Raw genomic sequence first — 20,784 nt, 5'->3', positions numbered from 1 at the left:
CGACTCACTCCTTTCTTTTCATCTTCTTAAACCTTGTCGGCTACAGATAATTTCAAAATTTGGTGTTACTGTCTTACAACATCCTCATTATAGAATGATTTACTTTATTGAGAAGATTTGCTTTCTGATTAAATTGTTCTTTTACTGTTTCAAAATCACACATTTTACTAAAAACGCTTCAAAACGTTGATTTAACGACATTTTCACTCCGTTAAGATTTTATTAATAACTTTTTAAGGACTAAATAAGATTTGTTGTCTCAAATTGTTTTTTTCGTGTTCCTTTTTAAAAAGCTTGTTTTTTTTTAGAAAATTCTTACGTATGATGTAAGCGTTAGCAGAAGAATTGTGAAAAAATGCATTTGTTAGCCAGCTTTTACATCACATTTTGGCGCTAGCACAAAAAAACTGTTTTTGAAAGGAAGAAGGAAATGTTACTTACTATTTTGTCTTACCTCATGATTATCGTCTTCATGTTCGTTATCATGAAAAAGAAATTATCTCCACTTACGTCATTAGTTATTATTCCTTTAGTATTTGCTTTAATCGCACTGGCTGCTGGTGTAACCGCACCACCTGTCGTTGACGGTGTAGCCGGTAGCAACAATATCGGCGATTGGGTTATGGAAGGTATCAAAACAACCTCTAACACAGGGATTATGTTATTATTTGCCATCCTTTACTTCTCTATCATGTTAGATGCTGGTCTTTTTGATCCAATCACTAAAAAAATGATCCATTTTGCTAAAGGCGATCCAATGAAAGTTTTGATTGCCACAGCAGTTGTAGCTGCCGCTGTTTCTTTAAACGGTGACGGTACAACAACAACATTAATCTGCTGTTCTGCTTTTATTCCAATCTATAAAAAATTAGATATGAAATTAATGAACCTAGGTGTTTTGGTTATTTTGCAAAACACAATCATGAACTTATTGCCATGGGGCGGACCAACAGCACGGGCAATGGCCGTGTTAGATGTTGGTGCTGAAATTCTAGCTTACCTAATGCCAGGTATGATTCTTTCTGTTTTATTCGTTATCTTTATAGTAGCACCTCACATGGGACGTCAGGAAAGAAAACGCTTAGGGATTAAAGAATTATCAGATGCAGAAATTGAAGAAATGACTGCTGTTACAGACCCAGAAACAATGGCAATTCGTCGTCCAAAACTTTTTGCTTTTAATGGAATCATGACTATTGTTTTAATTGCTTGGTTAGTATTGAGTTCATTTGCAGATCAAATTGGTTTACCTGGTTGGTTTGCACAACCACCATTGTTCTTGTTCTTATTAGGTACTTGTATTGCGTTAATCGTAAACTACCCTGTCTTAAAAGATCAGTCAGCTCGTATCGGCGCTAACGGTGGCGATGCTGTTCAAGTAGTTATTCTAGTTTTTGCTGCTGGTGTCTTCATGGGTATTTTCCAAGGTTCAGGTTTAGCTGAAGCATTGGCAACAAGTTTCACTTACATTATTCCAAAACAACTTGCTGGTTTCTGGGGTATTGTAATTGCATTAATTTCAGCACCAGGTACATTCTTCATCTCAAATGATGGTTTCTACTTTGGTGTTATGCCAGTCTTAGCTGAAGCAGGTCGTGCTTATGGTTTTACCAATATGCAAATGGCACTTGCTTCATTAATGGGACAAGCATTCCACTTATTGTCACCATTAGTAGCATTTATCTACTTACTACTACGTTTAACAAAACTAGATATGGGACAATGGCAACGAGAAGCTGGGAAATGGGCCGCTTGTATCTTCGTCATCTTCGTGGTAACGATTATGTTATTCGGTCACTTACCGTTTTATATCCCACAAAAATAAAGTTACAAAAAAAACCGGGCCACTTTCGACCCGGTTTTTTTCTTTTTATTACCCACCATTATCTAAAAGAAAAAACGCTTGTTGACAAATAACAAGATAGAAAATATGATGAGGCGAGAAATCAAGTCCCAATTCACTTAAAAAGACTTCCATAAAAGGATGATTGATAAAAATGAACGCAACCATTGCAGCCGTTAAAAATAATTTAGACTTATCTCAAAATCAACCCTTAAAACTTTCTATTTACGAAGCATTTCGAAAAAGTATTATTTTAGGTCAAATTCCTGCTGGTGAGAGAATCAACGAAAAAGAATTCTCAGAAACGCTAAATATCAGCCGGACCCCGATTCGCTTTGCTTTGCACCAATTAGTAGAAGAACAATTAGTCGAACATGTTCCCCGCGTTGGTATCGTAGTTAAAGGAATTAGTATAAAAGACGCCCACGAAATTTATGATATTCGCAAGTCGCTGGATACACTTGCGACAATTAAGGCCATGCAGCTTATGACCCCAAAAGATTTCGATGATTTGCGGGCTTTATTAGAAGAAGGCGACCGCCTCAATCAAGAAGATAAAGTCGATGAAGTTTTACAAAACTTCTCTGACTTCAATTCGTTTATTTATGAAAAGAGTCAGATGAAACGTTTGAAAACTATTGTGACAGATCTACAAGCCTACCTCGTTTATTTTCGTGATATTGCCATTCGCTCATCTGAACGGCGTTATCGCGCACTAGAGGAGCATTGGCTACTTTATCGCGGTATGGTGACAAACGATATTACCCAAGTAACGCTAATTACCCATGAACATTTAAACCACTCCTTACAATTTATTTTACAAGAAATGGAGTCACATCAAATTGAATAACCAATACCACACCGTCGTTGTCGCAGCTAAAAAGGGGCTTTTTTACGAAGTTGCCCTTTCACCAAAACCAGGGCTAGTGGACCGTCTAACTAACGGCGCTCACAAAGACATGGATTTTTATTTATTCATTGATAGCATCTTGGCGCTATCCCCTTATTTTTCTCAATATTTAAAAGCCGGACTACAACACCAGGGAACTCCGGCTGAACTGTTTTATACTTTACGCCAACTAGGCCAACAAGCTGAAGCGGCCATGTTTGCTGCGACAAATGGAATCAACACCCATAAAGGTGCCAATTTTTCTTTTGCGGTTTTATTAGGTGCGACAGGACTACATCTACAAAAAAGCCAGTTGCCTTTGACTGCAACTGACTCTGAAAATATTTTAAAATTAAGTCAAGCCATTACCAAAGACTTATTAAAAACCGACTTTAAAAATGTTGCATCAAAAAAAGAACTGACACACGGTGAAAAGCTTTACCTAGCTAAAGGAGCGACAGGCATTCGTGGTCAAGCCGCAGCAGGTTATCCGGCTTTAGGAGAAGTTTTACTTCCTTATCTGCGGGCAAATCGTAATTTGCCCCGTGAAGAATTATTATTACGAGCATTGGTCTTTTTAATGAGTGAATTAGAAGACAGTAACGTCTTACATCGCGGCGGAGCAACAGCCCTTATTACGCTAAAGGCAGAAATGCAGCAACTCCATGCAAAAGGGTTAACCAACGCAGAACTAATAAGAGCGCTCATCCACTATGATGAAATTTTAATTTCTCGCAATTGGAGTCCTGGGGGTGCCGCCGATTTATTATCCCTTGGCATCTACTTTGCCCTTTTAGAAGGACTATTTTAAATAGTTGCGACAAATGTATAACCGATTCCCCACACTGTTTGCAAATATTTTGCATTTTTCGGATCATCTTCAATCTTATTGCGTAAATGATTGATAAAGACCATAATAGTGTTGGCATCGGTTTTTTCTTCGTCCCAAACACTTTGGTAAATCTGTTCCTTTGAAAAAACTTGGTTGGGATTTTCCATAAAAAACTGCATAAGTTGTGTTTCTTTGGAAGATAGTTTAAGTGCTACATCGTTTTTATAAAGCTGGTAGCGTTTTTTATCATACGTAAATTCACCAAGTTTTAAGACATTGCTGGTTTTAATTTGTTGACCATTATGCTTTTTTAACACCAAACTACGATCTAAAGAAGCCAAGACTTGCGCCTTTAAAATAGCAGGCGAAAATGGCTTGGTCAAATATAAGTCCGCCCCTGTTTCAAGGCCGGTAACGATATCTTGATCTTGTGTTTTACCACTTAAAAAAATAATGGGTACGACGCTGTTTTCATTGCGAATCATTTGTGCTAAGTGATACCCGTCATTTTCATATTCCAAACTAATATCTAATAAAAATAAATCAAATTCCACCCGACTCATAATATCAATCGTTTTTTCAATTGAATCACTTTGATAAATCAGGATCCCAGTCGATTGCAGTGATTTCCAAATTAAGCGGCGAATCGCTGGATCATCGTCAACTACTAAGATTTTTTCATTGCGCATCGCAAATTCCTCCAAGTTAAAATGAAAGGCTTACCAAAAAATGAAAAAGTTAACTAAAAAAATGAATGCACTTTTTATCACGGTGATGGCGATAACTTTAACAGGTATTCTCATCACGGCTTTAGGCTATCATAACATACAACAAGAAGCTTTAAAAATGGGAAAAACACAATTAGAACAGGTCAATGAGGTAAGTACCAAATTAATTGTAGCTGAAATTACAAGTAGTGCCAGCGACTTGGACAGTTTTGTAACGGATACAATTAATACGGATACCGCCTTACAACTACCACAGCAAAATAATCTTATTACGCAATTTTTTATGCGCAATCACTCTTTTTCTGGTATCTTTCTTTTTGATAAAGAGGGGCAACCATTAGAAAGTCATTATTCTGCTAAAAATCAGGTGACCAATAGTATCTTAAGTAAAAAAATGACTACAGATCCTTTCTTTCAAAAAGCACTAAAAGGACAAGTCAACCAAAATGGGAAAGTCTATTTTATTCAGCAAAACTCTTTTTTTAATCTCTACCATCCAATTTACAATACAAAAAAAGAGCTACAAGGGTTAGTTGTCGTACCGTTAAATTTAGAGCAATTATTCTTAGATAAAATTCAACCAACGGATACAGAACAACGTTACCCTCTAATGAAAAATGAAAAAATGGAAGTCGTCATGCATCCGGCCCGAGAACAAATAGGATTAAATATTATAACTGGCCGTAAAAAACGGTTTCCTAACCTAAATTATACTGATTTAGAAAAACTCGATGTCTACCAAAAAAAGCACGAAAAAGGCAGCCTAAGTTATCATTCTTATTGGTGGAATGAGTCGGATTTAACTTCTGTTTTAAAACTCAATGCCTTTCAATGGGTAAAAATTGGCGAAGAGCGCTTTGTCATTGCCAATACAGCAGACTTTTACCAAGATAACGGTTGGATTTTGCACGATCTACTGATTAATTTAGGGCTTGTTGTAATTTTGTTAATGGTTGCATCGCTTTTAGTTTTGATGGTCCGCCTGCTTGCCAAACAACAGCACACAACTAATGAAAACCAACGCTTAAAAGAAAAACGGCAATTAGAAGCTGAAAAACACCAATTGGAAAAAAGTCTCCTACAAGAGTCAAAAATGGAAACAATCGGTCTTGTTACAACCGGAATCGTACATGATATGAACAATTTTTTAACGCCTTTAATTGGTAATATTGAGCTATTAATGACAGAACACACAGATGATCCAGAACTTATCGCAGATTTAGAAGATATGCACTATGCCGCTAAAAAAGGACAACAACTTTCGCAACGAATTTTGCATTTTTCAAAAGAAAAAGATCAAACGAAAAAAGTACAGTCTTTAAATCAAGCAATCGAAGAAGCTGTTACAACGATGAAAATTCTAATTCCAAAATCTGTTACCATTATAAAAGAAATCGACCTTTTAGCCGATGCCTTATTCCAACAAGACGATGTTCAAGTTTTACTCTATAACTTAATCACCAATGCCTATCAAGCGAAATCGGACGCGACTATTACTGTTTCACTGACCACACCTTCTGCTGTGATGCAGGCAAAAATTACAGAAGGCGCGTTTATTTATCAAAATAAAAAATTAGCACTGATTCAAGTTTCAGATAATGGTCCTGGTATTGATAAAAGTATTAAAGATCAGATTTTCACACCATTTCTAACTACTAGAAAAGAAGAAGGGGGAACCGGACTTGGTCTTTTCATTGTCTCTTCCATCGTCAAACGCAACAGCTGGCTAATGGAGGTCACAAGTTCAAAAGAAGGCACTACCTTCAGTTTGATCATTCCTATCAGTAGTAAAGAATCATAGTTTTAAACTGCAAAAAGACCGGAAAATGTCGCATCTCACGCTGCATTTTCCGATCTTTTTTACTAGTAGGAGTATCCCTACCCAGCTTTTCATACTAGCTTTCTTTGGCTTTAAGTTGAAATTTTCAAAAATTTAAAGAGCAATTTTCAAAAATCCCATCCTTATTTTTTGCAGTCTGGACAAGTTTGTTCAGCTTTTCTTATTGGCTGGCTTCACATACTAGCCTGCCAAGAAATAAGTTGAAATTTTCAAAAATTTAAGAAGCAATTTTCGAAAATCCCAGCCTTATTTTTTGCAGTCTGGACAAGTTTGTTCAGCTTTTCTTATTGGCTAGCTTCACATACTAGCCTGCCAAGAAATAAGTTGAAATTCCCAAAAATTTAAAGAGCAATTTTCGAAAATTCCATCCTTATTTTTTGCAGTCTGAGCAAGTTTGTTCAGCTTTTCTTATTGCAATGTTAAAAACATACCGACAAAGCCTAAACCGTTATAGAGCATATGCACTAGCATTGAGCAACGTAAATCTTCTGTTTTTTGATACACACTTGCCAACACAATTCCTAAAGTCATATATAAAAGTAATGCCATTGAAATGCGGGGTTCATGCATTAGACCAAATAACAATGCCGAAGTGAGTACGGCTAAAACTTTTGCACGGGCAGTATCTTTATTCCAAAAGTAATTCATAAAGATCCCGCGAAACAGCAATTCTTCAATTATCGGGGCTAAAATCACACCATAGACAGTCAGGGTGATGGGATTTACCAAAAAGCTTTGATTGATCCCGGCTTGATTTTCCGTTGTTTCTGGCAAAAAATTTGCTAGCACAATATTAGCAGCAAACATCGCCAAGACACCTAAAAGCACATACTTCCATTTTCCTACGACTTTTTTTTGACCAATTGCGCGGGGGTTATAGACCAGCAACTGCTTTTGGTAGCGCGTTGTTAAAAAATAAATAAACCCGCCAGCGACTAACACACTAATTAAAGCGAGCAACACATCGCTAATTTTCGGCAAAAAGACCACCGTTGAAACAAGATTTTGTAATAGAATAAAACCACAATAAAAGATTAAACGTTTTAATAAACTTGTTTGTGTCATACCATTCCTCCAGGTTTTTATTCAAAGTTAAAGACAAAGGTGAAATTTCACCCAGATAGCGAGTAAAACTTCACCTTGCTGTTTTAAAATACCTTTTAAAAGATGCTAGTCATCAGGCTTTTTTTATACATCCTTTATTAAGCCTTTAAACAAGCCGACAATAAATTCATTAGGATCAAAAGGTTCCAAGTCATCGATACCTTCTCCTAAGCCAACTAATTTAACCGGTAGATGCAATTCATTTCGAATGGCTAAAACAATCCCACCTTTAGCAGTTCCGTCTAATTTTGTTAAAATCAGCCCCGTCACATCCGTCGTTTCCTTAAATTGCTTAGCTTGAACCATCGCATTTTGTCCAGTGGTGGCATCTAAAACCAATAGGACTTCATGAGGAGCATCAGGTGCTTCCCGCTTGATAACACGCTTAATTTTTTCCAATTCATTCATTAAGTTGACTTTATTTTGCAATCGTCCCGCGGTATCAACTAATAAAATATCCGCATTTTGTGCCTTCGCTTTTTCCATGGCATCATAAACTACCGCAGCCGGATCCCCCCCGGCATTGCCACGAACCACTTCTACACCAGCGCGCTGACCCCAAACCACTAATTGGTCAATCGCACCCGCACGAAATGTATCCGCTGCAGCTAAGAGTACTTTTTTTCCGGCTTGTTTATACTCATAAGCCAATTTACCAATGCTTGTCGTTTTACCGACACCATTTACCCCAACAAAAAGCATAACTGTTAAACCATTAGGTTGAATATTTAACGTATTGACCTCATCGCTACCGGCTTCATCATACAAATCAACCAATTTTTCAATCATAACATTTTGTACTTCAGCTGGCTTTTTCACGTTCTGTAATTTTACTTCTTGGCGTAAGTCGTCGGCAATTTTCATTGCTGCTTCAAAACCAACATCCGCACCAATCAAGGTTTCTTCTACTTCTTCAAAAAACGCTTCATCTACACTACGGAAGTTGGCAAACAATTCATTTAAGCGTTGCCCAAAAGTTTTTCGTGATTTTTTTAACCCTTTGTCATATTTTTCCTGTACATTTTCTGAAGCAATTGGCTCTTTTTGTTCTTTAATTTCTTCTACTTGTTCTTCTTTGGAAACAAAAGTAGCAGCTTCACTGACAGGTGGTGTGAAATCAACAGTTTCTGACTGATTGGCATTTGCTTCAACCGTTGATTTTTTTACAGTCTCAGCTGGTTCAGTGACAACAAAAGCAGCACTATCTTCTGCAGGATCTTCTTTCTTTTCGACCTTGGAATCGGTAATATTTTGTTCTTCTGAGATTTCTGCTGGGATTTCAACTTGTGTAGTAGCAGGTATTTGGGCTACTTTTTCAGCAGCAGCCGGTATATCCGCAGCATTTTCTGTACTTTCTGTGCCTTCTATACTTTCTGCACTTTCAGCTGGCGTATCCGGGTTTGATTGCGGTCTGTCATCAGACAGATTTTCCTTTGTTTCTACGGGTGGCACTTGTGTTTCTTCGGGAGTTTTTGGTTCAGCTTCCCCCATTAAAGCCTTTTTAATCTTATCGAAAAAGCCCATATTGAACCTCCTTATCGTAATTTTGCTTTCATTTATTGTAACACGTATTTTTCGACTACTTGTGCTACGCCGTCTGCGACATTACTAGCAGTGATAACGTCCGCAGCTTCTTTGACCATCGCTACCGCATTATCCATTGCCACGCCCATTCCCGCGTATTCAATCATCGGTAGATCATTTTCTTCATCACCAATCGCCATGACTTCCGCAGCTGTAATGCCAAGATGCTCTGCTAACAATTTACAGCCATACGCTTTGGTTACACCTTTTGGCATGAATTCCAGTAAAACATCGCGTGTTTTGATAATTTCATAACGTTCTTTGAACTCAGCTGGGATTTTTGCCAACTGTTGATCCAAGTATTCTTGTTCAAAAGCAACCACTGCTTTGTTGTATAACAATTCTTCCGTTAATTCTGCTTGTGAAAAGGGTTGGAAGTGTAATAATGGATTTAACTTGGAATAAATAGATTGGTGATTTGGAGCTGTAGGCAGAATATAAACGACTTCATCGGAAACAATATCTAATGGTAACGCCAAATCATGCGCTAATTTTACCAATTCTTGTACATTATCATAGCTTAAAACAGATTTCGCCATTACTTCACCAGTATCGTTTTTTTGCACGAGCCCACCGTTAAACGTGATACTGTAATCTCCAGCCTCTTTTAACTCCAATTCCTCCAAATAAGGTCTGATTGCCCGTAAAGGTCGTCCTGTACATAAAACAATTTTTACCCCTTGTGCTTTAGCCTTTGCCAAAGCTTCTTTATTACGTTGACTAATTTTCTTTTCTTGATCTAGTAACGTACCATCAAGATCAATAGCGATCATCTTAATCAATCAAATAAACTCCTTTCTAAAAGCTTTTGTCATTGTTCAGAAAGTTTTTCTTACACTTCTGTTTTAATCTTACCGCCTTCAGCGACGTCTTCTAAACGGACAGAAACAATTTTAGAAACGCCAGATTCTTGCATGGTCACCCCATAGAGCACGTCAGCGGCTTCCATCGTTCCTTTGCGGTGGGTCACTACGATAAATTGCGTATCATCTTGGAAACGACTTAAATAGTGCCCAAAGCGGGTAACGTTAGCTTCATCTAAAGCAGCCTCTACTTCATCTAACACACAAAACGGTACCGGACGTACTTGAATAATTGAAAACAGCAATGCAATGGCCGTTAACGCACGTTCGCCACCAGAAAGTAAACTTAAGTTTTGCAATTTTTTACCAGGTGGTTGGGCTTCAATTTCAATCCCTGTATTTAATAAATCTGTCGGATCTGTTAGCGTCAACTCTGCACGACCACCACCAAACATTTGTGGAAAGACTTCTTTAAAGCGCAAACGAATTGCTTCAAAAATTTCACCAAAACGAACTTTCACTTCTTCGTCCATTTCATCCATTGTTTTAAATAATTGATCTTTGGCTGCTAGCAAGTCATCTCGTTGACTTGTTAGGAAGGTATAGCGTTCTAGCACCTGCTCATATTGCTCAATGGCGTTTAGATTGACTGGCCCTAAACGTTCAATTTCACGTTTGTAGCGTTGAATCTCATTTTTAGCTTGTTGGCTATCTGAAACTATGTCATATTCTCTAACAGCTAATTCAAAGGTGATACTATACTCTTCTTGCAGATAAGCCAAAAGATTGTCCAAGTGAATATCAGCGCGGTTTTTGGCTACTTCTTCTTTGGTTTTTTGCGATAAAAATGTTTTTTGTTCCAAATTCAACTGCGTCATTTCTTCATCTGCAGCGGTAATAACTTGTTGCAACACACTGCGCTCTTGTCGGTTTGCTGCCAATTCTCCCTCTAAATCGGCTTTTTTCTGCCGAAGATCTGCAACTTTTTTTTGCAGGGCTTCTTCAGACAGTTCATGATCACTTGAGTTGGAGTTTAAAGCAGCCATTTGATTAGTTAAACTTTCATGGCGCCTATTTGCTTCTTGTAACGCGGCGTCATTTCTTTCAAGCGTTTGTTTTAAATTGCTGACTTTTTCAACCGCTACTGCTAATTCTGCTTGTTTTGTTGCTAAAGCAGCACTAGCCACTTGTCTTTTCTCTTCAATCACATCTTCTTGTTGGGTCAATTGTTGAATCTCTTTGTTGATGCTTTCTCGTTTGCGGTCGACTTGTGCTTGTTTTGCGGTTAACTCTGCTTTTTGTTCTTCATATTCGGTTAAAAATTGCTGCACTTCTCGATTTTCATAAGCGAATACTTTTTGCTCTTTTTCCAAGCGCTGTAATTCTTGGGTCACATTTTTGACTTGATTGGTTAATTCTTGCTCTGTTAAGCGGGCGCTTTCGCCACTATTGCGTAGTTGCTCCAATTGAGCTGTCTTTTCTTTTACCCGTTCTTCGATGCGCTGAACTTGTTTTTCAGTTGCTAGTAAGCGCGTATCCAGTGTCTGAAGTTCCGTTGTTAAGTTTTGCAATTCATTGGTTTGACTAAAAAGACTCCCTTGATTGCCTCTTTTAGTCGCCCCCCCGGTCATGGAGCCACCAGCGTTCATAACATCGCCTTCTAATGAAACAACACGGTAACGAAATTGCACATCGCGGGCAATTTCATTGGCACTCTTTAATTCTTGGGCAATTAAGGTGCTGCCTAATAAGTTGTCACAAATCGGCTGCAATTTTTCTGCAACTTTAACTAATTCACTGGCTACGCCTAAAAAGCCCTTATTTTTACTTGCCATATTAATGACCGCTTCACTTAAATGGCGACCTTTAATTGTCGTCAAAGGCAAGAAAGTTGCACGGCCAGCGCGACGTTCTTTTAAAAACGTGATCGCCTGTCTTGCATCGCCTTCATTTTCCACGACAACGTGTTGCGCGGCTCCTCCTAGAGCTGTTTCAATTGCTAAGGTGTATTCAGTTGGCACTTGAATAAGCTCTGCCACAGCGCCTACAATTCCTGTCAGCTGCTCTTTGTTTTGTAAAACAATTTTGACCCCTTGATAAAAACCAGTGTAATTGTCTTGAATATCTTGCAAACTTTTTTGCTTTGCTCTTACTTGTTGCACTTGTTGCATCAAGCTATACATTTTCTTTTGTTCCATTTCAAACTCTTGTTGTAACTTTTGGGCTTGCTGTTGGACCAAAATGTAATTTTTACGCTGTTCTACCAAATTTTCTTCAGCTGCTGTTAATTTTTCTGCTAGTGTTGTTTTTTGCACAGAGAGCGTGGCGATTTGGTTATGCAACTCCCCTTGTTTGGTCATTGTTTTCTGGTTTTTAGCATTTTCTTGTAAATATTGACGTTCTAAATATTTTAAATCATTTCCAATATTTGCGTGCTCCTGCATTTTTTCCACATATTGCCCCCGCAATTCTTCTAAGAGCTCTTTGGTGGATTTTTGTAGCCGCGTTAATTCGTCTTTTAATGCTGCAACGCTTGTTTCTAAGTTTTGTACTGCCCCATTTTTAGCTGAAAGTTCATGAATAATTTCTTGTTTCGCATTTTCTAGCTGTTCAATTTTTTCTTTATTCTCTGCTAAATTTTCTTCGTATTCAGAAAAACTACGTTGCGTATGTTTCGAGCGCTCCAACAAGACTTCTTGCTGACCTTCTGCTTGTTTTAAGCTTTCAGTTAGAAAAAGTAATTGTTGATTGGCATTTTCTAACCACTGATCCAATTCTTGTCGCTTTTGGCGCTTATTTTGCAATTGATTTTCTGCTGTTGTCAGTTTATTCGTTATAGCTTTTAGGTCTTGATTTAACTGTTGTAAACTTTCTTCTGCTTTGTCCCAAGTAGCTTTCGTTGTTTTGATCTCTGTGACTGTATGGGCCACGTCAATGCGCTTTAATTCTTCTTTCAGCCGCAAGAATTCTTTTGCAGTGCGACTTTGTTCTTTGAGGGGAGTCAGTTGATCTTCTAACTCATAGACGATGTCTTGGACACGGCTTAAGTTGTCTTCTGTTTCAAATAATTTTTGCTCTGCTTTTTTCTTCCGTTGTTTATACTTTAAAACTCCCGCGGCTTCTTCAAAAATCCCGCGGCGATCTTCTGGTTTACTGGCAAAAATCGCCTCAACTTTACCTTGAGAAATGATAGAAAAGGACTCTTTGCCAAGGCCTGAGTCCATAAACAAATCTTGTATATCTTTTAAGCGACAGATTTGCTTGTTAATATAAAAATCACTTTCACCACTGCGTCGTAAGCGGCGTGTCACACTGATTTCACTATAGTCAAGTGGCAGGTAATGATCACTATTATCCAGTACCACTGTGACTTCTGCGATATTTAATGGCTTGCGGGAATCAGAACCGGCAAAAATAATATCGGGCATTTTGCCACCGCGCAAACTTTTGGCTGATTGCTCGCCTAAAACCCAGCGAATTGCTTCGGTGATATTACTTTTACCACTACCGTTTGGCCCTACAACAGCCGTTACGCCATTTTCAAAGTCGATTACAGTTCGATCTGCAAAAGACTTGAAGCCTGCGATTTCAATTTTCTTTAAATACACGAAAGCTCCGGGCTCCCTTCTGATCTCTACTATGCAAGTTTTTCTAAGGCGTTATTGGCCGCCGCTTGCTCGGCTAATTTTTTTGATTTTCCTTGGCCTTTACCAATCAAACGATCATCGCAATACACTTCTGTCCAAAAAATCCGTTCATGAGCCGGACCTTCTTCTTTGACCAGGCGATAATCAATCTGCACGTCGCCACCTTTTTGCAAGACTTCTTGCAGACGTGTTTTGTAATCCATCTCATGTGAAAAAGCACCCGCAGCAACTTTAGGGAAAATCACTTTTTGAATAAAAGCTTTAACTGTTTCTAAATCTTGATCCAAATATAACGCTCCTAAGAAAGCTTCAAAAAGATCACATAAAAGTGAAGGACGAGTTCTGCCACCAGAGTTTTCTTCCCCTTTACCTAACTTTATTGCTTTGTCAAAATCACATTCTTTAGCAAAAGCAGCTAAACTTTCCTCCCGCACAATAGACGCCCGCATTTTCGTTAGCTTTCCTTCAGGTAAATCGGGATATTGGCGATACAAGTAACGAGAAACCAATAATTCCAAAACGGCATCCCCGAGAAATTCCAGACGTTCGTTGTCGGCTAAATTCAAATTGCGATGCTCATTGACATAAGATGAATGGGTAAATGCTTGTTCTAATAACGATACGTTTTTAAAAACAATCCCAAATTTTTCTTTTAACATAGTTTGTAATTGATTATCCATTATTGACAGTCCTTTTTAGGTTGGATTTTGTTTCAATACTCACCTTCCTATTATACTGATTTTCTAGCGATTAGGAAATGTTATTCACGATATCTCCGTTGATTTACAACGAACTTTTAACTATTTCACCTGCAAAAAATAAAAAACGCGCTATTTTTTAAACAGACGTTTTTCCCATAAAAAAATGACCACGAAAATTCGTGGTCATTTCTTATCAATTATTAACGTTCTTCAGAACTTACACCGATTGTAGCCCATGGATAAGCATCGTATTGACGTTGAATAGAGAAATCTACGACACGATCACTTACAGGACGTAGTGTGTACATATACATTGTTGGAATTGCAAATGCTTGATCAAAAGCATATTCTTGCCATTCTTTATACATTTCTACTTGTTTTGCAGAATCTAATGCATCTTCAGAAGACATTTCTTCTAACAACTTCGTATTTTCTTCAGATTCAAAACGAGTAAAGTTAAATTGTGCAACTGTTCCGTACAAACCACTTGGATTTGGATCAAAACCAGTTGACCAACCAGCTTGGTAAACGTCGATTTCAGGATCGTCAGCACCTAATTTGTCGTAGAAGCTGTTTACCTCCATCAAACGGCCGCCAGATAATTTAACATCTAAACCAATTTTTTTCCATGATTGGATATAGTAATCTGCAATTGATTTTGCTACACCAGAGTTGTCACGGAAAGCAAAGTTGATTGTTAATTTCTTACCGTCTTTGTCTTCACGTAAACCATCGCCATCAGTATCTTTAAAGCCAGCATCGTCTAATAGTTTTTTCGCTTTATCTACATCTTGTGTGTAGCCTTTAAGATCTTTGTCATATAATTCGCCAAATGGAGGCACGATTAATGAGTTAGCAGGCGTTCTTAAACCAGCAAAGAAACGGTCGCCGATAATTTTATTATCTAGGGCATAACCCATTGCTTGACGTAAGTTTTTATCTGCCATTTTAGCATTTTGATCCATTACAACTTTACCTTTATCAGCATCCCATTTACCCATCTTGAAGCCGATGTAGTCATAGGCATTGTCTAATTGACCTAACATTTGGTAACCTTTGTTGTCTTTCCATGAATCATACGTGTTTGTTGGCATTTCATAGAACATGTCATATTTTTTAGACTTCATAGCTTCAGCTGCTGCAGCTGTACCAACTTTTGTCATGACAACTTTATCTAATTTTGGTTTTTCACCATAGTAATGTTCGTTTGGAACAAACTCAACAGATTGTCCGGCAACGATTTTGTTAATTTTATAAGGTCCCATTGTAACAGGATTTTTACGAACTGGATCAGAACCTTCCATATCTTTAATCGCAATGCCTTCAAAAGCATGTTTTGGCATAGCATAACCTAAGATTGGGTCATTACCACCTTGTAAAATTGAAGGTAGGAATTTTTTGAATTTGATTTTGATTTCTTTGTCGTTAACTTTTTCAATCCCACTGATTGAGTCTGCTTTGCCATCATGGTATTCTACCATACCTTCGATTTGTTGTAGGGCATCACTGTAACGTACACCTGCGTAGTCTTTGTGTCCGATTACTTCATACGGGAAGATCATGTCGTCGGCTGTAACGTCTTTGCCGTCACTCCATTTTACGCCGTCTTTAATCGTCATGGTAACTGTTTTACTATCTGGATCCATTTTAACTGTTGAGGCTGGATTGTCTTCTTTGATTTTCAAATCTTTATCAACAGAAATCAATGTTTCTTGTGCTGGTTCACTAAAGTAGTCATCCAATGTGATTTGGCTAAAGGCAGGACTAAAAATACCAGTAAAGTCAGTATCTGATACGACTGCTACTTCTAAAGTGCCGCCGTCAATTGCCTTTTTATCATTTTTTGTTGCCATTTCAAAAGATGTGTTTGCTGCTTTGTCACCTGAACCACTGTCATTATTTTTGCTGTTGTCTGAACCGCCAGAACCGCAGGCAGCTAATGCAAAAATACTGAACAATGATACCATACCCATGATTTTTTTCTTCATTTCCGTTCCTCCCATACATTTACTAAAAACTTTTTTTATACAAACATCTGTAAGAGATGGTTATACCGCAATTAACCTAGACGTTGACGCGCATCTGCTGAACGTTTGAATGCTTGTCCTACGTAGTTGATGGCTAACATTAAAACTAAAATTAGAATTGAAGCTGGTACCCAAACCCATTGTTTGTTTACCAAGACATCAGAATCGGTTGCAAATGAAATCAGTGTCCCCAAACTTGGTGTTTCGTTTGGTAAACCAAAACCTAAGAAAGTCAATGTTGTTTCAATCCCGATATTACCAGCAAAGTTCATCGTCAAGTTGGTAATAATTAATGAACTTAAGTTAGGCATGATTTCTCTAAACATAATTTTAAAATCATTTGTCCCCAATGTTTTTGAAGCGGAAACGTAATCCCGTCGAACTTCAGACAATGTTTTAGCACGAAACAGCCGTGCTTTAGCCGTCCAATAAAACGCACTCATGATGATAACCAAACTTAGTGCTGTATAGCGTGGAATAATGGTTACTAACACAATGATGATTAATTGGATGGGTAAAATCATAACGAAATCGACTATACGCATCACGATCATATCGAAAATGCCACCAAAGTAACCCGACATAATTCCGATACCCACACCGATAATCGATGTCGCAATCGTAATTGCAAAACCAATAAAAATTGAGTTACGTGCGCCGATTACAAGCAAGCCTAAAACATCACGACCACCATCATCAGAACCTAAAAGTAATTTATGACCTTCCATGGAAATTGATCCTGGTTCCAAATAGCGGTCAATTGGGTTAACGGTATTGACCAAACTCTGGTCAAAGAACAACGCCCCCACAAAAGCAAAAAGTAATAATAAAACTAAGACTATCAGTGAAAAAAGTGCCAAACGATCTTTAACAAATTCGCGGGCAATCATTCGAATTCCCATTGGTGGAACCGATACTTTTTCAACTGGAGCCGTTTTTTCTGTTGTATTTTTTTCAGACATTCTACTATCCCCCTACTACTGAATGCGGATCCGCGGATCAACGATACTCATCACGATATCAGACACCAATGTCCCGATCAAAGTAGCAATCCCGAAAATCAACGTCAAAGCAGTGATGATAGCATAATCCCGTTGTTGGATACTTGAAATGAACAAGTTCCCAATCCCAGGATAGTTAAAGATACGCTCGATAACCACTGAACCAGAAATCAATGCGACAATTTCATACCCCAATTGTGAAGCGATTGGTAATGATGCGTTTCGGAAAATATGGCGGGTAAACACGCGGTTGGTTGGTACCCCTTTAGAACGGGCAGTCCGCACATAATCCATTTGTTTTGCATCGACAACTTCACTACGTAAGTATTGGATGGTTACAGCTGTTCCCAGTAACGCTTGAACAATTGCCGGCAACGCGACGTGGTACAACTCATCTAAGAAGTACTTAAAGGACCCAGCACTGGAGTTAATCGAGACACTCCCCGTGGTAGGGAACCAATCTAGACGGTAACCAAAAATTAACAACATAATCAAAGCTAATACGAATACTGGAATCGCAAAGCTGATGAAGTTATATGCAACAACAAATTTATCAAACCAAGAGTTTTGATATCTGCCGGCAAATAACCCCATTGGAATAGCAATCAAATAAGTCAAAATAACTGTAACAATCGCCAAACGAACCGTATTGCCGATCCGTTGTCCGATAACTGTCGTAACGGCATATTTGTAGTTATAACTAATACCAAAGTCACCTTTTAAGGCGTTACCAACCCAACGAACATATTGTTGCGGCCATGGATCATTTAAACCAGCTTGTTCTCTTAGTTCTGCAATCCGTGACGGTGAAGTCGTAGGACTGATCAACCCGGTAAATGGATCCCCAGGCATCATTTTGGCTAACATAAAGATTAAAATACTCAAAATAATAACTTGAGGGATCATTAAAAGTACACGTCGTAAAATTGTTTTCCACATTTTATTTAGCCCCCTCGTTTAATAATGCGACAGAATGGGTATCTGTAATCTTGCGTAAATCATAAACGCGCCCCGCATTGTCGTAATAATCTTTTTGATGCTTGATGTATTCTTCTTCCACATGACGGCGATTTTCTTTATGCGCCTCACGATTTGGTACATCAATTCGAGGAATGGCAGATAATAAGCGTTTTGTATAAATGTGACGTGGATCATTGTAGATATCTTCCCGACTGCCAATTTCAACAAATCGGCCTTTATACATAATAGCGATATTGTCACACATGTGTTTGACTACACCCAAGTCATGGGAAATAAATAAATAACTCAAATCATATTGCTGCTGGATGCGTTTCATGAAATTCAACACTTGTGCTTGAACGGATAAGTCCAAAGCAGATACAGGTTCATCGGCTACAATTAGTTTTGGATTTGTTGCAACTGCACGGGCAACACCTAAACGCTGTCTTTGACCACCAGAGAACTCATGGGGATATTTGTATAAGGCATCTTCTGGCATCCCGACGATATCCAATAATTCTTTTACACGATTTTTTTCTTCTTGATCGCTTAAACGTTCAAAGTTGCGTAACGGTTCTGCAATAATATCTAATACGCGTTTTTTCGGGTTCAAAGAGGACATAGAATCTTGGAAGATCATTTGAACGTCTTTGTTGTAATTCATTTTTTTCCGGACATTGCGTTTTGTGACATCCTGTCCGTTATAAATAATTTCTCCGCCGGTAACTTTTTCTAATCCTAAAATCGCTTTACCGGTTGTAGATTTGCCTGAACCTGATTCCCCTACAAGACCGTATGTTTTACCTTTTTCGATGACAAAATCAACACCATCAACGGCATAGACATGGTCTGTCACGCGGTTAAAGAAACCGCTGCGAATTGGATAGTGGATTTTCAGATCTTTAATCGTAATTAATTCTGACATTTACACTTCTCCTTCGTCTTTAAAATGGAAGTGCTTGTAGCAAGTACAACGCACCAAGTGATCTTTTCCAACTTCGTGTAAGGTTGGATTTTCCTCGTGATCACTTTCTGGAATCCAAGGAATCCGTGGTGCAAAACGGCAACCTGTCCGTGGCATTTTCACCAAGGTCGGTACAATCCCTTCAATTACATGAAGTTCATTATCGTGATTGTCTTCTTGCGGAATTGAGTTTAAAAGTGAACGGGTATACGGATGTTGTGGGTTGTTAAACAACTCTTCTACTGGTGCCACTTCAACAAATTGACCAGCATACATTACCGCTACTCGGTCAGCCATTTCAGCTACGACACCCAGGTCATGGGTAATCAAAATAATGCCAGATTCCGTTTCTTCTTGTAAATCTTTTAACAAATCTAAAATTTGCGCTTGGATGGTTACGTCCAATGCAGTAGTTGGTTCATCGGCAATCAAAATCGGTGGCTTTGCTGCAATCGCAATCGCGATAATAACCCGCTGACGCATCCCACCAGATAATTCATGGGGATACTGGCGCCCTACTCGTTTGGGATTTGGAATTCCAACTTGATCTAGTAATTCCATCGCCCGTGCTTGCCGTTGCTCTGCGGTCATATTGGTGTGATAAACCAAACCTTCTTTAATCTGGTCTTCAATTCGCATCAAAGGATTTAAGGCTGACAATGGATCTTGGAAGATCATCCCAATATCATTTCCGCGAATTTTGTTATATAAAGTTTCATTTAAATTGGCTAAGTCCAAATCTTTATAAAGCATCTCACCAGTGATACGGGTGTTTTTTGGATCATGCAATCCCATAATGGTCGTTGCAAGTGTACTCTTTCCACAACCTGACTCACCAACAATCGCTAAAATTTCGTTACGTTCTAAAGTAAATGACACACCGTCAACAGCATCGTAGTATTCATCTTTAATACGAAAGCCCGTGTGCAGATCTTGAACTTCTAATAATTGATTATCTTGTGACAATCCAATACCCCTCTTTCGCTAATGCGGAGATTTTTTGCCGGAAAATGTAAAAAAGCATGGGAGAGATGCTGTCTTCTCCCAGTCTCCAATTACTCCCGCTAATATTTCTTAATAATTATATAGAAAGGTGTATCATAATGCAAGTTAAAGAGCTGTGAAAGCAGAATTTTCAGAAAACTCCCAAAATTAATTTTGATTTCTCGTAAATTTGAAGAAAAACTTGCTATTAAGCTAATCTTTTATAAAAATTAAAGCGTAAATTTCAGCTACAATTCATGCAATTTCACAAAGATTCCCTCAACAAATAACTTTAAAGATTAATTTCCTCGCTAAAAAAGCACTTTCACGTAAACTTACCAGTGAAATTCCATACAAAAATATTTATTTTTATGTATTTTTATCCTACCATAAAAAAGCATTTAAACAACAAATAATGCGCAAAAATGCCAAAATGATTTTGTTTTTTTTTAAAAGAAAAAAGAGTAAAGAAAATTTTAGGTAAACTTTCTTTACTCTTTTAGTGACAAAAGATTCAGTTTTAACTGGTTTCTTATGACAAGTGGCTGGCAATATAATCTACTGCACTACCTACTGTTTCGATTTGTTCGGCATCTTCATCAGAAATTTCGGTACCAAATTCATCTTCTAATTCCAAGACAAATTCCATCACGCTAATGGAATCTGCATTCAGGTCGTCTTTGATGCTCATAGTATCAGTAACTTGATCGGCATCCACGTTAAAGTGGTTTGCAATCACGGCTGCTACTTTTTTAAATACTTCTTCACGCGTCAAATGTATTCACCTCCACGTTTATGACAATATCAAAAGATAGCTACCAAACATTTTAAGGGTTTCTAAATACTTTGTCTAGCCTTTTTTAAGTAATTGTCGTTT

At 38.1% G+C, this 20,784-nt stretch carries 16 protein-coding genes; 4 read left to right on the top strand and 12 right to left on the bottom strand.

Features of this window, described 5'->3' with window-relative positions:
- Positions 1 to 430 precede the first annotated feature (430 nt).
- The 3 genes from P3T75_RS01630 (at position 431) to citG (ending at position 3,543) form a co-directional block, all read left to right on the top strand.
- Entirely contained in the window at positions 431 to 1,825 is a 1,395-nt protein-coding gene (locus P3T75_RS01630) for a CitMHS family transporter (protein WP_206903406.1), read from the top strand.
- Between the two features lie 172 nt (positions 1,826 to 1,997).
- Positions 1,998 to 2,693 carry a GntR family transcriptional regulator gene (locus tag P3T75_RS01625; protein ID WP_206903405.1) on the top strand — a complete coding sequence of 232 codons (696 nt, stop codon included), beginning with the start codon at positions 1,998 to 2,000 and terminating at the stop codon, positions 2,691 to 2,693.
- Positions 2,686 to 3,543, top strand: coding sequence for a triphosphoribosyl-dephospho-CoA synthase CitG (gene citG / locus P3T75_RS01620; RefSeq protein ID WP_282462038.1), 858 nt, complete (start codon positions 2,686 to 2,688; stop codon positions 3,541 to 3,543). Before P3T75_RS01625 ends, citG begins: the two co-directional genes overlap by 8 nt.
- On the opposite strand, the gene P3T75_RS01615 is transcribed toward citG, so the two are convergent.
- Positions 3,540 to 4,253, bottom strand: coding sequence for a response regulator transcription factor (locus P3T75_RS01615; protein WP_206903403.1), 714 nt, complete (start codon positions 4,251 to 4,253; stop codon positions 3,540 to 3,542). The two genes, citG and P3T75_RS01615, sit on opposite strands and share 4 nt — an antisense overlap.
- A 40-nt stretch (positions 4,254 to 4,293) precedes the next feature.
- Between P3T75_RS01615 and P3T75_RS01610 the strand changes: the two genes are divergently transcribed.
- Entirely contained in the window at positions 4,294 to 6,093 is a 1,800-nt protein-coding gene (locus P3T75_RS01610; RefSeq protein ID WP_282462037.1) for a sensor histidine kinase, read from the top strand.
- A 447-nt stretch (positions 6,094 to 6,540) separates the two neighbouring features.
- Here the strand turns inward: P3T75_RS01610 and P3T75_RS01605 are convergent, their stop codons facing one another.
- From P3T75_RS01605 to acpP, 11 genes are all read right to left on the bottom strand, one after another.
- A complete protein-coding gene (locus P3T75_RS01605) occupies positions 6,541 to 7,197 on the bottom strand; it encodes a CPBP family intramembrane glutamic endopeptidase (protein ID WP_206903401.1) in 657 nt (218 codons plus the stop codon).
- A gap of 123 nt (positions 7,198 to 7,320) precedes the next feature.
- Positions 7,321 to 8,760 (bottom strand): signal recognition particle-docking protein FtsY, encoded by a 1,440-nt coding sequence (gene ftsY / locus P3T75_RS01600; protein ID WP_282462036.1) that lies wholly within the window; start codon positions 8,758 to 8,760, stop codon positions 7,321 to 7,323.
- A 32-nt stretch (positions 8,761 to 8,792) separates the two neighbouring features.
- Positions 8,793 to 9,602, bottom strand: a complete 810-nt coding sequence (locus P3T75_RS01595; RefSeq protein WP_282462035.1) for a Cof-type HAD-IIB family hydrolase — start codon at positions 9,600 to 9,602, stop codon at positions 8,793 to 8,795.
- 50 nt (positions 9,603 to 9,652) lie between these two features.
- Complete coding sequence (gene smc / locus P3T75_RS01590; RefSeq protein WP_282462034.1) at positions 9,653 to 13,231, bottom strand: chromosome segregation protein SMC; 3,579 nt, start codon at positions 13,229 to 13,231, stop codon at positions 9,653 to 9,655.
- 29 nt (positions 13,232 to 13,260) lie between these two features.
- Positions 13,261 to 13,950, bottom strand: coding sequence for a ribonuclease III (gene rnc / locus P3T75_RS01585; RefSeq protein ID WP_230711062.1), 690 nt, complete (start codon positions 13,948 to 13,950; stop codon positions 13,261 to 13,263).
- Between the two features lie 221 nt (positions 13,951 to 14,171).
- Positions 14,172 to 15,959: an oligopeptide ABC transporter substrate-binding protein gene (locus tag P3T75_RS01580; RefSeq protein WP_282462033.1), complete on the bottom strand. Its 1,788-nt coding sequence runs from the start codon at positions 15,957 to 15,959 to the stop codon at positions 14,172 to 14,174.
- Positions 15,960 to 16,030: 71 nt separating this feature from the next.
- Positions 16,031 to 16,960, bottom strand: coding sequence for an ABC transporter permease (locus tag P3T75_RS01575; protein ID WP_206903395.1), 930 nt, complete (start codon positions 16,958 to 16,960; stop codon positions 16,031 to 16,033).
- Positions 16,961 to 16,975: 15 nt separating this feature from the next.
- The gene (gene opp4B, locus P3T75_RS01570) at positions 16,976 to 17,938 is read right to left on the bottom strand and encodes an oligopeptide ABC transporter permease (RefSeq protein ID WP_206903394.1); all 963 of its coding nucleotides are present in this window, start codon (positions 17,936 to 17,938) and stop codon (positions 16,976 to 16,978) included.
- Position 17,939: 1 nt separating this feature from the next.
- Positions 17,940 to 18,884: an ABC transporter ATP-binding protein gene (locus P3T75_RS01565; RefSeq protein WP_282462032.1), complete on the bottom strand. Its 945-nt coding sequence runs from the start codon at positions 18,882 to 18,884 to the stop codon at positions 17,940 to 17,942.
- Positions 18,885 to 19,889, bottom strand: a complete 1,005-nt coding sequence (locus tag P3T75_RS01560) for an ABC transporter ATP-binding protein (protein WP_206903392.1) — start codon at positions 19,887 to 19,889, stop codon at positions 18,885 to 18,887. It abuts the gene before it with no gap.
- 550 nt (positions 19,890 to 20,439) lie between these two features.
- The gene (gene acpP, locus P3T75_RS01555) at positions 20,440 to 20,682 is read right to left on the bottom strand and encodes an acyl carrier protein (RefSeq protein ID WP_071864237.1); all 243 of its coding nucleotides are present in this window, start codon (positions 20,680 to 20,682) and stop codon (positions 20,440 to 20,442) included.
- Between the last annotated feature and the right edge of the window lie 102 nt (positions 20,683 to 20,784).

The organism is Enterococcus montenegrensis (assembly GCF_029983095.1).
Classification (GTDB): domain Bacteria; phylum Bacillota; class Bacilli; order Lactobacillales; family Enterococcaceae; genus Enterococcus_C; species Enterococcus_C montenegrensis.
This window is presented reverse-complemented; position numbering and strand designations above follow the sequence as displayed.

Excerpts from the sequence above, each read along its gene's own strand:
- P3T75_RS01580 (WP_282462033.1), bottom strand. The coding sequence starts at position 15,959 with ATGAAGAAAAAAATCATGGGTATGGTATCATTGTTCAGTATTTTTGCA.
- P3T75_RS01605 (WP_206903401.1), bottom strand. The coding sequence starts at position 7,197 with ATGACACAAACAAGTTTATTAAAACGTTTAATCTTTTATTGTGGTTTT.
- ftsY (WP_282462036.1), bottom strand. The coding sequence starts at position 8,760 with ATGGGCTTTTTCGATAAGATTAAAAAGGCTTTAATGGGGGAAGCTGAA.
- P3T75_RS01565 (WP_282462032.1), bottom strand. The coding sequence starts at position 18,884 with ATGTCAGAATTAATTACGATTAAAGATCTGAAAATCCACTATCCAATT.
- opp4B (WP_206903394.1), bottom strand. The coding sequence starts at position 17,938 with ATGTGGAAAACAATTTTACGACGTGTACTTTTAATGATCCCTCAAGTT.
- rnc (WP_230711062.1), bottom strand. The coding sequence starts at position 13,950 with ATGGATAATCAATTACAAACTATGTTAAAAGAAAAATTTGGGATTGTT.
- P3T75_RS01610 (WP_282462037.1), top strand. The coding sequence starts at position 4,294 with ATGAAAAAGTTAACTAAAAAAATGAATGCACTTTTTATCACGGTGATG.
- P3T75_RS01615 (WP_206903403.1), bottom strand. The coding sequence starts at position 4,253 with ATGCGCAATGAAAAAATCTTAGTAGTTGACGATGATCCAGCGATTCGC.
- P3T75_RS01575 (WP_206903395.1), bottom strand. The coding sequence starts at position 16,960 with ATGTCTGAAAAAAATACAACAGAAAAAACGGCTCCAGTTGAAAAAGTA.
- P3T75_RS01630 (WP_206903406.1), top strand. The coding sequence starts at position 431 with ATGTTACTTACTATTTTGTCTTACCTCATGATTATCGTCTTCATGTTC.
- P3T75_RS01625 (WP_206903405.1), top strand. The coding sequence starts at position 1,998 with ATGAACGCAACCATTGCAGCCGTTAAAAATAATTTAGACTTATCTCAA.